We start from the raw sequence: 13983 nt of genomic DNA on the forward strand, positions 1-13983 counted from the left end.
ATCAAGACGCTTAGACGTCTAAATCATATCAATATTCCTGACCGACAGAGGGAAAAGGAAAATGACAGACAACCTGCAACTCACACACCTGGTCGACGCCTGCCGCTGGATCGGCGCAAAAGGCTGGGCACCCGCGACCGGCGGAAATATGTCTATTCGCCAGAACGACGCCTTTTGTTGGCTCAGCGAATCGGGCAAAGACAAAGGCAGCCTGACGATTGACGATTTCCTGCAAGTGGACATCGCCAGCAACCGCGCGCCGTCTGGCCGTAAACCCTCGGCGGAAACCGGGTTACACACGCTGATTTATCGCCTGTTCCCCGAGGCCAACGCGGTGCTACACGTTCACACCGTCAACGCCACCGTGCTCTCGCGCCTGGTGAAAGAGACAGAGCTGCGTATCAGCGGGTTTGAAATGCAAAAATCCCTCACCGGACAAAGCACGCATCTGGACACGGTGACCATCCCGGTTTTCGATAATGATCAGGATATTGATGCGCTCGCATCGCGAATCGCCCATTACGCGCAAGAACGCCCCTTTAATTATGGTTTTCTTCTGCGCGGTCATGGCTTAACCTGCTGGGGAGGCGATGTGGCAGAAGCCCGCCGTCATCTGGAAGGTTTAGAATTCTTATTTGAATGCGAAATGCGTTTACGACAACTGGAGAAAATATGATTCGCGCGATTGTGACGGATATTGAAGGCACCACCAGCGATATTCGTTTTGTGCATAATGTGTTGTTTCCCTACGCGCGTGAGCGACTGGCGGCGTTTGTCACCGCCCAGCAATACGCCGAGCCGGTGAAATCCATTCTGGACAACCTGCGTGATGAAATCGCGGCACCACACGCCACTATTGGCGAGCTGGTCGACGCATTGTTTACCTTTATGGATGAAGATCGTAAATCCACGGCATTAAAGGCGTTACAGGGAATTATCTGGCAGGACGGGTACGTAAACGGCGATTTTACCGGTCAACTTTATCCGGACGTGTTGCCTGCGCTTGAAAAATGGAAAGCACAAGGCATTGATCTCTATGTTTATTCCTCGGGGTCTGTTGCCGCGCAGAAACTGTTATTTGGCTACAGCGATGAAGGTGATATTACTCATCTGTTCAGCGGCTACTTTGATACCCGCGTCGGTGCCAAGCGCGACGTTCAGTCTTATCAGAACATTGCGGCGCAAATCGGCGTATCGCCTTCGCAGATCCTGTTCCTCTCGGATATTCATGAAGAGCTGGACGCAGCTGAACAGGCAGGTTTTCGCACCCTGCAGCTGATTCGCGGCGATGATGACGGCGCAAGCCATCACCATCAGGTCCACCAATTTGACGAGATAAATCCGGAGCAGATCCCTTCATGAGCGCATTGACCATTTTTTCGGAAACAGAAACCCGTGAGCCGCTGTGGCACAGCACCGACGCCGCAGAGATTGCCGATAAGCTCAACGCACGCGGCGTGCGCTTCGAGCGCTGGGAAGCCGACCGCGACTTGGGTCAGGATCCGGCAGCGGAAACGGTGATCAACGCTTATCAGCACGCGATTGACAAACTGGTTGCCGAAAAAGGCTATCAGAGCTGGGATGTGATCAGCCTGCGCGCGAACAATCCGCAGAAAGAGGCGCTGCGCGCCAAATTTCTTAACGAACACACCCACGGCGAAGACGAAGTGCGCTTCTTCGTGGAAGGTACAGGGCTTTTTTGCCTGCATATCGATGACCAGGTTTATCAGGTATTGTGCGAGAAAAACGATCTGATTTCAGTGCCCGCGGGCACACCGCACTGGTTTGATATGGGTTCCGAGCCGAACTTTACGGCGATCCGTATTTTCGATAACCCGGAGGGATGGGTGGCGCAGTTTACGGGCGATGATATTGCGGATGGGTATCCGAGGCTGGCTTAACTCGACTTACATGTAAATACCATTGATATTAATAAAAAGGTTATCAATGGTATTTACCATGCTGTAGATTGCAATATCACTATCTATTTATTTAATATCCAGACCATAATGATGGTGTTGCATAAGTACCTTACGCACAGATAAATCAGGTCTTAACTCATAGATAAAACCCTTGATCTCATCATAGTTTGCTTTGCAACCTATAATTATGGACTTCAAGGCTTGTCGTGGAAATACTAATTTATTACATTCATCGACAAAAAATGATTGCTGCTGTTTCTCATCAGCTTTATTTGTTTTAGGTAAGATCCGATACTCTTCTTCATACTTCCAGCAAGTTGCTTTTGTGAGTGCGAGTCTTATAGGATCATAGTCACTTCGCCATGAATGGTATGGATACTCATCATGATACTCAACCATCCAGGCACTTCCAAAAACAATATTATTCGTTTCAAATTCTAAACAGATGCCGTGATGTTTGTCGGCATAATGAGACCACATTAACAAGTTATCATTCTTAGGGCTTAGACAATATACTCGGAAATTTTCTTCGAAAAAATTCCAATGTGCTATTGCGCTACTTGCAGACATATACTTTAGAAATGAAGCATCGTTCAACGCTCTGTCCATTGCCTCTTTAGACATATTATTTTCAATCACTGCTTTGGTTAGACATTCAAGATATTCTCTACTAATAATTTCATTATCTAAATCTTTTATTAGAGGTTTCATATCCCAAGGGTCATTAAAATCAGCGGGGTGTGAGCAATAAATCTTATTTTCTACAAGAGTTTCCTTTAACCACTCTGCTTTAAATGGCTGGTAGTGATATAGATTATTAATTTTATTAAAAAAGCTTGTTTCGCCAGTTCCATCGAAATTCTCACTAAATGCTCAAGCGTTGAACATTCCAACGGATGTGATATGGCCGGAAAGTGACTTTGATGAAAGGGGAGAGCCCATATTTGTCATATGAGGAATACTAAAAAGAGAAATCTTTCTTCAACATGATCAATGAATTCTCCCCCTCACCCCAGCCCTCTCCCTCAAGGGAGAGGGGGTCTAAGAGCACTACCGTTTAAGCCCCTTCGCATACCCCACCAGCTGATCCAGCACAATCTCCCACCCTTCGTGGAAGCCCATCAGTTCCTACTGCTCACGAATTTCCCGTTTGCCACCTCGTCCGGCGTGACCACGCCCGTATCCAGCACCCAGGCGCTAATCAGGGATGCCGGGGTAACGTCAAATGCCGGGTTATAAACCTGCGCGTTTTCCGGCGCCCACTGCACCGCGCCAAAGCTCCCCGCAACACCCGTCACTTCGCTGGCCGCGCGCTGTTCAATCGGGATTGCGTCACCGTTCGGGCAGTCCGGATCGAGAGTCGTTTGCGGAGCAGCCACGTAGAACGGAATGCCGTGGAATTTTGCCAGCACGGCCAGAGAATAGGTGCCGATTTTGTTCGCCACGTCGCCGTTGGCAGCAATACGATCCGCGCCGACCCACACCGCATCAACCTGCCCTTTCGCCATCAGGCTGGCAGCCATTGAATCGGTGATCAGCTGATACGGCACGCCCAGCTCGCCCAGTTCCCACGCCGTCAGCCTGCCGCCCTGCAACAACGGACGCGTTTCATCCACCCAGACGTTACTGACATTTCCCGCAGCAAAAGCGTGTGCAATCACCCCCAGCGCCGTCCCCACCCCTGCCGTCGCCAGCCCGCCGGTATTGCAGTGGGTCAGCAACCGGCTGCCCGGTTTCACCAGTTGGCTTCCTGCCCGCGCAATCGCATCGCAGAGCTGCTTATCTTCCTCGATCAGGCGCAGCGCCTCCGTCACCAATGCCGGAACAAAATCTTCCTGCCATAACGCCTGCTTCATGCGATCGAGATTATTCATCAGATTGACCGCCGTCGGGCGCGAGGCGCGCAGCGTGTCCAGCGCCACGGCCAGCTGGTCACGGCTGTGACCGTTTTGCGCTAACAGCGCCAGTAACAGGCTTGCAGAGAGTCCGATCAGCGGTGCGCCGCGCACGCGCAGGGCGTGAATGTGCCCGACCAGGGCTTCGACGGTGGAAGCATCCAGCCAGCGTTTCTCCTGCGGAAGCGCCTGCTGATCGAGAATAAATAGCTGATTATCCGCCACCCGCAGGCTGGTCGTCTGTAATGTCTGCATGTCGTTAATTCTCTGTTGCGTTGATGTATCACATTGTGTCAGGATAAAATTCAGATGTATAGACGTCTAAATGTCTTTATTACCAAACCCCATGAGGAACACGCAATGCCGCAATACCGTACCTTTACCGCCCAGGATGCCGTGGAGTATGCAAAGCAGTTCGGTGGCCTCGATAACCCATCATCGCTGGTAGAGGCGCAGGAGATAGGCGACGGCAACCTCAATCTGGTGTTTAAAATTTTCGACGCACAAGGCGCGAGCCGCATCATCGTCAAGCAGGCGCTGCCTTACGTGCGCTGTGTCGGTGAATCATGGCCGTTAACGCTGGACCGCGCGCGTCTCGAAGCGCAAACGCTGGTCGAACATTACCAGCACAGCCCGCAGCACACGGTCAAAATCCATCATTACGATCCGGAACTGGCGGTGATGGTGATGGAAGATCTCTCCAGCCATAAAATCTGGCGCGGCGAACTGATTAGCGGCGTGTATTATCCGCAGGCCTCACGCCAGTTGGGTGAATATCTGGCGCATACGCTGTTCCACACCAGCGATTTTTATCTGCATCCGCACGCCAAAAAAGCGCAGGTCGCAAAATACATTAACCCGGAAATGTGCGAGATCACCGAAGACCTGTTCTTCAACGATCCGTATCAGATTCACGAACGCAATAATTATCCGGCTGAACTGGAGGCTGACGTCGCCGCGTTGCGCAGTGACGACCAGCTCAAAATTGCCGTCGCGTCGTTGAAGCACCGTTTCTTTTCGCAGGCCGAAGCGCTTCTGCACGGGGATATCCACAGCGGCTCTATTTTTGTCGCCGAGGACAGCCTCAAAGCGATCGATGCCGAGTTCGGGTATTACGGCCCGATCGGTTTTGATATCGGTACGGCTATCGGCAACCTGCTGCTGAACTTCTGCGGCCTGCCGGGGCATTTGGGGATTCGCGATGCCGCGGCCGCGCGCGAGCAGCGTCTGACGGATATTCAGGAACTGTGGAATACCTTTTCTGAACGCTTCCAGGCGCTGGCGACCGGGAAAACCCGTGATGCCGCGTTGTCTGTGCCAGGCTACGCCTCTCAGTTCCTGAAAAAAGTCTGGACCGATGCGATCGGTTTTTGCGGCACGGAGTTGATTCGCCGCAGCGTGGGGCTGTCGCACGTCGTGGATATCGACACCATCAAAGACGACGCGATGCGCCACGAATGCCTGCGCCACGCCATTACGCTTGGCAAAGCGCTGATCGTGATTGCCGACCGGATTGATAGCGCAGAAGCGCTGGTGGCAAGGGTGCGTCAGTACAGCTGAATCGTTGGATTTTTTCCTTCTCGTTCAGCAATGCCTTTACATATGCGAATGACAAAGTAAAAGCGACGTCCTGGTCCGGCTGTCAATCGCTGAGTTGTTTTCCGCAGGCCGGGGCGACGCGGCGCATTTACAGGGACGTTACAGCGCCCGCCACCGAAAGCCTAAGGGAATAAGACGAAGACAAAATTGCCGGGCGCAATTTTGAACAGCGCTCGTGCTGGCCCCGAAGGGGCGAGTAATCCCCGAAGTGGCGGTTTTCTTGCCGGGAGCCGGGATTGTTAAGGGGGCGGCGATAGCCCCCTTAACACGTTCACAAGTGCAATTGTTCAACTCAGCAGAAATCATGAAGTGAACGGAACACACCTCCGAACCGCCTGCTCCCCCTCACCCCAACCCTCTCCCTAAATGGAGAGGGAGAAAGTCAGAGCCGCCTGCGCTCCCTCACCTCGGCCCTCTCGCTGAATGGAGAGGGGTAATTTACGCGCGCACTTAAGCTTTAGCGATCCCTCACCCCAGATACTCAATCACCGAAAGCCCACCGTTATAATCCGTGCTGTAAATAATGCCCTGCGCATCCACAAACACATCGCAAGACTGAATCACCTGCGGGCGGTTCGGGCGAGTATCCATCATTTTTGCGGGAGCCGCCGGCACCAGCGCACCGGTTTCAACAGGACGATAAGGATTGGAAATATCATACGCACGCACGCCAGCGTTTTGATAAGTCGCAAAAATCAGCGTCGAGCTGATGAAGCTGCCGGGGCGGTTTTCGTGCAAATTATGCGGCCCGAAGTGCGCGCCTTTCGCCACGTAATCCCGTTCATCCGGCTGTGGGAACGTGGAAATACTGACCGGATTCGACGGCTCACGAATATCAAACAGCCAGATCAGCTTTTCGCCATCTTCCTGATTGTCGAGCACCGCTTCGTCCAGCACCACCAGTAGATCGCGATCCGGTAACGGCAGCGCCGTATGCGTGCCGCCGCCAAACGGAGGACTCCAGTTGCGATGGCTGATAAGTTTCGGCTGCGTGCGGTCTTTCACGTCCAGCAGCGTTAAGCCGCCGTCGCGCCAGCTGCCGTAAGCCGTATCACCGGCAATAATCGCATGATGTAGCGCGTAGCGTTTTCCTTCCGGGAAAGCGGGCTTTTCGCCTTGCGCCTGATTCATCCCCGGCAGCCACCAGCGCCCGGCCACTTCGGGTTTGCGCGGATCCGCCAGATCGATCGTCAGGAAAATATAGTCGGTAAACCCGTCGATCAGCGCTGAGACATAGGCCCAGCGCCCACCGACGTACCAGATACGGTGAATGCCGATCCCGTCGAGTGACAAGAAGCTGATTTCACGTGGTTTATCCTGCGTCGAAATATCAAAAATACGCAGCCCCGCACTCCAGCCTTTGTCCTGCACGTCGCTGACGGTTTCGCCCACCTGACGGGTGTAATAGACCTTTTCGTCGGCGAAACGCACATCGGCAAACAGATCGCGGGCGTTGATCACCAGCAGGAGATCGTCATGGGCCTGAAGATGCACATTCCAGGTGCCCGGCGGCGCAGGCACATAGCCTGCTGCTTTTGGATTTTTCGGGTCGCGCACGTCCACAATCGAAAACCCCTGTGACACCATATGACCGATATAGGCAAAGCCGCGATGCACCATCAGCTGAACGCCGTCCGGGCGACCGCCCTGATCGCTATGACCGATCAACCGCATATTGCGGCTGTATTCAGGGGTGGGTAATGAAGAGTTCATATCAAGTCCCTGTTGATTTTTACCCTCTCCCAGCGGGAAAGGGCCAGGCTGTGTCTTTCCCCTCTCCCCGTGGAAAAAGGTCGGAATCTGTCTTTTCTCCCTCTCCCGTGGGAGAGGGCTGGGGTGAGGGCATCAGACCGCACCGCACTATTAATGATTTTTCGCTTCCAGCGTCGCAAACCATGGCGCGATAAAGTCTTCGGTCTGGCCCCAGCCTGGGATGATTTTGCCAAGGGAAGCCACGTTCACTGCACCCGGTTGCGCCGCCAGCAGCGCCTGCGGAATGGCAGCCGCTTTAAAATCATACGTCGCAGGCGTCGTCTCACCGGCAATTTTGTTCGCGATCAGACGCACGTTGGTCGCGCCAATCAGCTTAGGATCCACCGCCACGCTCACTTTCCACGGGCTGCCGGACTCACGCATCAGCTGCAAATCCTGGTTGGAAATATCGATGCTGTAGAGTTTGATTTCGGTACGGCCATTCTCTTTCAGCGCCTTATACGCGCCCTGGCTGAACGCATCCCAGGTACCCCAGATCGCGTCGATCTGGCCTTTCGGATATTTCGCCAGCACCGCGCCGACTTTGTTCGCCGTATCGCCCTGCACGTCAGAAGAGACTGCGCCGATAGATTCCAGCTCTTTGATGCCCGAATACTGCTTTTGCAGTTCCTGATACGCCGCCTGACGGCGTTCCATCGGCGGGAAACCGGCAACCCAGAGTTTGATGATATTGGCTTTGCCGTTGAAATCTTTCGCCAACTGGCCAAACGACAGATTGGTCAGCGACGCGTCATCCTGCTGAGTCACCGTCACGCCCGGAATTTCACCGTTAACGGCAGTATCAAACACTGCCACTTTGATTCCCGCATCGACGGCTTTTTTCACCAGCGCAGTGGAATACGGGTCGCGACCCTGAGACAAAATAATCCCGTCATATTTCTGGCTGATCGCCTGATTCACAAAGTCCTGGAATTTAGCGTCATCACCGTTACTCAGAAAAGTACTGACCTTAAAGCCGAGCTTTTTACCTTCCTGAATCGCCCCGGAGACAAACTGCGTGGTGTTGTCATCGGAGCCCAGGTTACGAATCACCGCGATGCGGATCGGGCCTTCATGGTTAGCGATCGCCGCTGGAACCGGCGCAGGCGTTGCCGCGTAGCCAGGCAACGAACTCAGTAACCCCAGCGCCACCAAAGAGAATGCGATTTTTTTCATTTTGTTATCCCGTTGTGTTGTGAAATGTTATTAGCGTTTTTGTATGTAGGTAATCGCCAGCGCCACGGCCAGCACTAGCCCTTTTATAATGTCCATCGCGTAATACGGCACCGAAAGCATCACCAGCCCGTTAGACAACACGCCGAGGATCACCGCCCCCACCAGCGTGCCCAGCGCGTTTGGCTTACCGGAACCCGCCAGCGAAAAGCCGATCCACGCCGCCGCGACCGCATCCATCAGATAGCCACCGCCCGCATTCACCTGCGACGAACCAATGCGTGACGCCAGCAAAATGCCGCCCAACCCCGCCAGCAGCGACGCAATCACGTATGCCGCGACTTTGTAACGGGTGGTGCGAATGCCGGAAAGGCGCGCCGCTTCCGGATTGCCGCCAATGGCGTACATACGGCGTCCGTGCGTGGTCAGCGATAAGCCAAGCTGTGCCAGCAGCGTCACTGCCAGCATGATAATCACTATTGTTGGGACCTGCCCCAGCAGGCCGAACGCTGCCGGAATGGTTCCTTCGGCCATGTCGCCGCTCGGCAGAACCATGTTTTCGGTAATCGATCCACCGTAGCTGTAAGTCATCGCCACACCCTGAATCACAAACAGGCTGGCAAGCGTCGCCAGCATGTCCGGAATACGCAGGATCACGATGAGAAAGGCGTTGAACAACCCAACCAGCGTACACAGCGCCAGGGTGATCAGAATCGACTCGGTAGTGCCAAAGCCGTGCCAGACAAACAGCGAAATCACCAGCGCGTTCGCCAGCGATGCCGTCGATCCGACCGACAGATCAAAGCCGCCGACGGTCAACGAGACAGAGACGCCAATGGCGATCACCGTCACGATAGCGATAGATCGCAGAATATTGATGATGTTAAAGGGATCGAGGAAGTTGTCCGATGCGATGCCAAAAATCGCGACCAGCGCGACAACGGTCAGCAACATGCCCCATTTATAGAGAAAATCGAAAAACTGCTGACGGCCCGACGCCGCTGTATTCACTGAAAGGGCCTTGCTCACGACGCCGTACCTCCGGTTGAATAATAAAGTAATGTCTCTTCGCGGGCCTCGGCACCGGCGATTTCCGCCACGATGCGTCCGTCCCACAGCACGCAGATGCGGTCGCATAATCCGACCAATTCAGCGAACTCACCCGAGGCGTAAATCACCCCTTTGCCTTCGCGCGCCAGGCCATCAATAAGCTGGAACAGATCGGTTTTGGCTTTGACGTCCACGCCTTTGGTGGGCTCGTCAAAAATCAGCACGCTGGCCTCATTGCGCAGCCATTTACCAATCGCCACTTTTTGCTGGTTGCCGCCGGAAAGACGGCGCAACACTTGCCCAGGACCACGTGCACGCACCCCGACGCGGGCAATGACTTCCTCAGCCCAGCGCCACGCCTGACGATGACCGAACAGGCTCCAGCGCGAAAAGCTGTTATCAGCGCTCACTGACAAATTCATGCTCACCGGCTCGTCGATAAAAATGCCCTCTTTGCGCCTCTCCTCCGGGACCAGCGCCAGTCCGCGAAGCACGGAATCCGCCGGGTCACGCGGCTTCCAGGGTTGTTGATGCAGTTCACCGCGCTCGACACGGCTTTTACTCGCGCCAAACAGCGCCTTGCACAACTCGGTTTTCCCCGCGCCCGCCAGCCCGGCGATGCCGAGAATTTCGCCTTTGCGCAGATGCAGAGAGATATCTTTTAGCAGCGCGTCGTCGTGTAGCCCTTCTACGCGCAGCAGCGTTTCGTCGCTGTATTTTGGTCGCGCGGGCGGGTAGATATCGCTCAGCTCGTGACCGAGCATTTTTTCGACGATCGCTTCGCCGCTTAAATTCGCCATCGGGCCGGATTCAATGAATTTGCCGTCACGCAGCACGGTTAAAGTGTCGCAAATCGCTTTCAGTTCGTGGATGCGATGGGAGATAAACACCACGCCAATGCCCTGCTCTCGCAGGCGTTTGACCACCGCAAACAGGCGTTCGCTTTCGTGAGCGTCAAGCGGCGCGGTCGGCTCATCGAGGATCAGAAAACGGCAGTGATGCGACAGCGCACGCGCGAGCAAAATTTGCTGTTTTTCCGCCAGCGAGCAGCTGTCTATCGAGCGACGCACGTTCAGGGACACGTCAAGCTGCGCCAGCGCCAGCTTTGCCTGCTCGCGAATGGCGCTCCAGCGATATCGATGCCCTGGGTGTGCCAGGTTGTCGAGCATGATATTTTCAGCGATGCTCAATCCGGGGATCAGCGCCACGTCGACTTCCTGCTGCACCAGATGAATACCGAGCCGTTTGGCGTCGAGCGGTTCGCGGATCGCTACCGGCTGATTGTTAATACTGATTTCACCCTCGTAGTGATCGTGGGTGCCACACAGCACCGCCATTAGCGTTGATTTCCCTGCGCCGTTTGCGCCCGTTAGCGCGTGCACGGATCCGCCCGTCAGCGTGAAATCCACACGCGACAGCGCCTGAAACCCGGAAAAGGCCAGGCTGATACCGCGCATCTCAAGGCGACTGGATACCATCCGCGTAAATCCTTCATTAATATTTTGATTTATGGAATTTTTCACAGGTCGGGTTGACTGGCAATGATAGAAAAGGCATAAGATAAAGCTAAATATTATTAGCCATCCGGATGTCCAGACATAACATCAGGTTAGCGCTTCGCATAAAGGACACCCAAAATGAGCAATACCGATATTCGTGTCGTACCCGGCCCGGCCAACTACTTTTCCCACAGCGGCAGCCTTGCGCGCCTGAACGATTTCTTCACGCCTGAACAGCTTGCCCGTGCGGTCTGGATTTACGGCGAACGCGCAATTGAAGGCGCGCGCCCTTTCCTGCCAGAAAGCTTTAACGCCGATGGCGCAAAACATCTGCTGTTCAAGGGCCACTGCAGCGAGCGCGATGTCACCCATCTGGTGAATGAATCCGGCAGTGACGCCAGCGTCGTGATTGGCGTAGGCGGCGGCGCGGTCATGGACACGGTCAAAGCCGTGGCGCGTCGTCTAAACGTGCCGTTCGTCGGCATTCCAACCATTGCCGCCACCTGTGCCGCCTGGACGCCGCTTTCGGTCTGGTATAACGACGCCGGTCAGGCGTTGCAGTTTGAGATCTTTGACGACGCCAATTTCCTGGTGCTGGTTGAGCCGCAAATTATTCTGAACGCCCCGGCGGAATACCTGCTGGCGGGCATCGGCGATACGCTGGCGAAATGGTACGAAGCGGTGGTTTTAGCGCCGAAGCCGGAAGCGTTATCGCTGACCGTTCGCCTCGGCATCAACGGTGCGTTGGCGATCCGTGATGTGCTGCTGGAGAGCAGCGAACAGGCGCTGGCGGATCAGACGCGCGGGGAGCAGACGCAGGCGTTTCGCGATGTGGTGGATGCCATTATCGCGGGCGGCGGCATGGTCGGCGGGCTGGGCGAACGCTATACCCGCGTGGCGGCGGCGCATGCGGTGCATAACGGTTTAACTGTATTACCGCAAACCGACAAGTTCCTGCACGGCACCAAAGTGGCTTACGGCATTCTGGTGCAAAGCGCCCTGCTCGGTCAGGATGATGTTCTGGCACAACTGATTGCCGCGTATGAGCGTTTCAATCTGCCGACCACCCTGCGCGAACTGGACGTGGACATCAACAACCGTGCCGAAATAGATACCGTCATCGCCCACACGCTGCGTCCAGTCGAATCCATTCATTACCTGCCGGTTGCGCTGTCGCCTGAAGTTTTACGCGCCGCATTTGAGAAAGTGGAATCCTTCCGCCGATAATTGCCCTCCCCCGTTTAGCGCATTGACGGGGGAAAAACTCCCTCTATACCTAATGATGAATCTCACCACTCTCGTAAGAGGTCATCATGCAGATCGATTTAACAGGTAAAAAGGCGCTGGTCACCGGAGCCAGCCGTGGGCTGGGGCGCGCCATTGCGTTGTCGCTGGCACGCGCAGGGGCCGATGTGGTCATCACCTATGAAAAATCCGCCGATAAAGCCCAGGCTGTCGCCGATGAAATCGCCGCGCTTGGGCGGCGCAGCGAAGCCATTCAGGCAGACAGCGCGAGCGCTCAGGCGATTCAGCATGCGGTTAACCAGACGGTGCAGACCCTCGGCGGGCTGGATATTCTGGTCAACAATGCCGGCATCGCGCGCGGCGGTCCGCTGGAATCCATGTCCCTGGCGGATATCGACGCGGTGATCAACGTGAATATTCGCGGCGTCGTGATCGCCATTCAGGCCGCCCTTGCGCATCTTAAAGAGGGCGGGCGCATCATCAATATTGGCAGTTGTTTGGCCAATCGCGTTGCTCAGCCGGGAATCTCCGTTTATTCAATGAGCAAATCCGCGCTTAATTCTCTGACGCGTGGTCTGGCGCGCGACCTGGGACCACGGGGAATTACTGTCAATCTGGTGCATCCTGGCCCTACGGATAGTGATATGAATCCGGCGGACGGCGAACAGGCCGACTCACAGCGCCAGCTGATTGCCACCGGTCATTACGGCACGCCGGAGGATATTGCGGCGGCAGTGACGTTTCTCGCCAGTCCGCAGGCAGGACAGATTTCTGGTACCGGCCTGGATGTGGATGGCGGGTTAAACGCCTGACGGAAATTTGCGATCGCAACTCCGCTTTTTCGCACGCCTCTGTCGACCCGCAGAGGCGTTTGCGAGCCATCCCGACACGCTGCGTTTTGCCTCTTTCACCCGCCGTTTCTCCGCCCTACAGTATCTGCATAAGAAAATCAGAATTTAACTAATAACCTTATTATTTCCTTATAAAGTGCAGGGGTGAACAGTGGAGGTACGGATGAAGATTATCTGGTCAACCGTGGCGAAAAAGGCGTTGTCGAAAATTGATAGCCGGTATCAGAAACGCATTGAGACGAAACTAACTCAACTGGGTGACCGTTCAGCCCCGCCGCCTGATATCAGGAAAATGACCGTTCCTGACGGCCATTATCGTCTGCGCGTAGGCGAATACCGGGTCATTTTTACGGTCGGAGGACCAACGCACGACGACTGTTATGTTTTATCCGTAAAACGAAGAACCTCTACCGCATATCTAAATTGTCAGAATATGATGATGAAACCGAAGACGACCTGGAGGATATTGAGGTCGAACATGACAGCCTGGATAACGTGGAATTGCCAGGCGAGGTTTGCAGCATAATGACCTGGCAGAACGTGAGCCTGCAGGCCGCATGGCGAATTCTGCGCGGATTATCGCAGCAGGAAGTGGCCGACAAACTCGGCATCAGTCAGTCTGCCGTCTCGCAACTTGAAGCGGTAGATTCCCGCCCGCAGAAACGAACACGTGAAAAGCTGGCTGCTCTTTACGGCTGCGCGCAGGAACAAATCAGTCTCTATCTGCCTAAAGAGGGCTAACAGCACTTCACGCCGCCTTTGGCACCGTAACGAGCGTCCTGACGATCGCGGAAAAATTCTTCATAGGTCATCGGCGTCTGATCGCGGTGGGTGATGCGCATGTGTTCGACGTAGTTGTCGTAGTCCGGCACGCCAATCATCATTTTTGCTGCCTGGCCTAAGTATTTCCCTGCTTTGGATAACGTGTCGAACATGATGTTTCTCTCTTTCAATCCCTCTCTCATGAGAGAGAGGGTTATGTATGTTCCCTCTCCCC

The 13983-nt window shown here is 54.7% G+C and carries 14 protein-coding genes and 1 pseudogene; 8 read left to right on the plus strand and 7 right to left on the minus strand.

The genetic code is table 11. From position 1 onward, the window contains the following. Window positions 1-61 precede the first annotated feature (61 nt). The 3 genes from ACKI5T_RS03055 to ACKI5T_RS03065 are packed head-to-tail and all read left to right on the plus strand — an operon-like array spanning window position 62 to window position 1901. Entirely contained in the window at window positions 62-676 is a 615-nt protein-coding gene (locus tag ACKI5T_RS03055) for a methylthioribulose 1-phosphate dehydratase (protein WP_407435434.1), read from the plus strand. Beyond that, window positions 673-1362 carry an acireductone synthase gene (mtnC, locus tag ACKI5T_RS03060; RefSeq protein ID WP_012016543.1) on the plus strand — a complete coding sequence of 230 codons (690 nt, stop codon included), beginning with the start codon at window positions 673-675 and terminating at the stop codon, window positions 1360-1362. Before ACKI5T_RS03055 ends, mtnC begins: the two co-directional genes overlap by 4 nt. Continuing rightward, the gene (locus ACKI5T_RS03065) at window positions 1359-1901 is read left to right on the plus strand and encodes a 1,2-dihydroxy-3-keto-5-methylthiopentene dioxygenase (protein ID WP_407435437.1); all 543 of its coding nucleotides are present in this window, start codon (window positions 1359-1361) and stop codon (window positions 1899-1901) included. Before mtnC ends, ACKI5T_RS03065 begins: the two co-directional genes overlap by 4 nt. Before the next feature lie 87 nt (window positions 1902-1988). Here ACKI5T_RS03065 and ACKI5T_RS03070 read toward each other — a convergent pair whose 3' ends face one another. Together ACKI5T_RS03070 and mtnA are read right to left on the minus strand one after the other, a co-directional pair. Next, window positions 1989-2633: a DUF2971 domain-containing protein gene (locus ACKI5T_RS03070; protein ID WP_407435439.1), complete on the minus strand. Its 645-nt coding sequence runs from the start codon at window positions 2631-2633 to the stop codon at window positions 1989-1991. A gap of 410 nt (window positions 2634-3043) precedes the next feature. Then, a complete protein-coding gene (mtnA, locus tag ACKI5T_RS03075) occupies window positions 3044-4072 on the minus strand; it encodes an S-methyl-5-thioribose-1-phosphate isomerase (RefSeq protein ID WP_407435441.1) in 1029 nt (342 codons plus the stop codon). 105 nt (window positions 4073-4177) lie between these two features. Between mtnA and mtnK the strand changes: the two genes are divergently transcribed. Beyond that, window positions 4178-5377 carry an S-methyl-5-thioribose kinase gene (gene mtnK / locus ACKI5T_RS03080; protein WP_407435443.1) on the plus strand — a complete coding sequence of 400 codons (1200 nt, stop codon included), beginning with the start codon at window positions 4178-4180 and terminating at the stop codon, window positions 5375-5377. Between the two features lie 507 nt (window positions 5378-5884). Here the strand turns inward: mtnK and ACKI5T_RS03085 are convergent. The 4 genes from ACKI5T_RS03085 to ACKI5T_RS03100 all read right to left on the minus strand — a co-directional run bounded on the left by ACKI5T_RS03085 (window position 5885) and on the right by ACKI5T_RS03100 (window position 10869). Then, window positions 5885-7129, minus strand: coding sequence for an LVIVD repeat-containing protein (locus ACKI5T_RS03085; RefSeq protein ID WP_407435445.1), 1245 nt, complete (start codon window positions 7127-7129; stop codon window positions 5885-5887). Window positions 7130-7279: 150 nt separating this feature from the next. After that, on the minus strand, window positions 7280-8344 hold the full coding sequence (locus ACKI5T_RS03090; protein ID WP_407435447.1) for a sugar ABC transporter substrate-binding protein: 1065 nt from the start codon (window positions 8342-8344) through the stop codon (window positions 7280-7282). Window positions 8345-8374: 30 nt separating this feature from the next. Continuing rightward, window positions 8375-9370: an ABC transporter permease gene (locus tag ACKI5T_RS03095; RefSeq protein WP_012016537.1), complete on the minus strand. Its 996-nt coding sequence runs from the start codon at window positions 9368-9370 to the stop codon at window positions 8375-8377. Further along, complete coding sequence (locus tag ACKI5T_RS03100; protein ID WP_407435450.1) at window positions 9367-10869, minus strand: sugar ABC transporter ATP-binding protein; 1503 nt, start codon at window positions 10867-10869, stop codon at window positions 9367-9369. Before ACKI5T_RS03100 ends, ACKI5T_RS03095 begins: the two co-directional genes overlap by 4 nt. Window positions 10870-11028: 159 nt before the next feature. On the opposite strand from ACKI5T_RS03100, the gene ACKI5T_RS03105 reads away from it, so the two are divergent. From ACKI5T_RS03105 to ACKI5T_RS03120, 4 genes and pseudogenes are all read left to right on the plus strand, one after another. After that, a complete protein-coding gene (locus ACKI5T_RS03105) occupies window positions 11029-12117 on the plus strand; it encodes an oxidoreductase (protein WP_407435452.1) in 1089 nt (362 codons plus the stop codon). 86 nt (window positions 12118-12203) lie between these two features. Further along, entirely contained in the window at window positions 12204-12947 is a 744-nt protein-coding gene (locus ACKI5T_RS03110; protein WP_407435454.1) for an SDR family NAD(P)-dependent oxidoreductase, read from the plus strand. A 202-nt stretch (window positions 12948-13149) separates the two neighbouring features. Then, window positions 13150-13512, plus strand: coding sequence for a type II toxin-antitoxin system RelE family toxin (locus ACKI5T_RS03115; RefSeq protein WP_407435456.1), 363 nt, complete (start codon window positions 13150-13152; stop codon window positions 13510-13512). Continuing rightward, window positions 13410-13727: pseudogene (locus ACKI5T_RS03120) on the plus strand (helix-turn-helix domain-containing protein); the annotation flags it as partial. The gene ACKI5T_RS03115 and the pseudogene ACKI5T_RS03120, both read left to right, overlap by 103 nt. Here ACKI5T_RS03120 and ACKI5T_RS03125 read toward each other — a convergent pair. Then, window positions 13724-13921, minus strand: coding sequence for a YbdD/YjiX family protein (locus ACKI5T_RS03125; RefSeq protein WP_407435458.1), 198 nt, complete (start codon window positions 13919-13921; stop codon window positions 13724-13726). The pseudogene ACKI5T_RS03120 and the gene ACKI5T_RS03125 sit on opposite strands and share 4 nt — an antisense overlap. Window positions 13922-13983 lie beyond the last annotated feature (62 nt).

The organism is Lelliottia sp., assembly GCF_045627565.1.
Taxonomy (GTDB): domain Bacteria; phylum Pseudomonadota; class Gammaproteobacteria; order Enterobacterales; family Enterobacteriaceae; genus Enterobacter.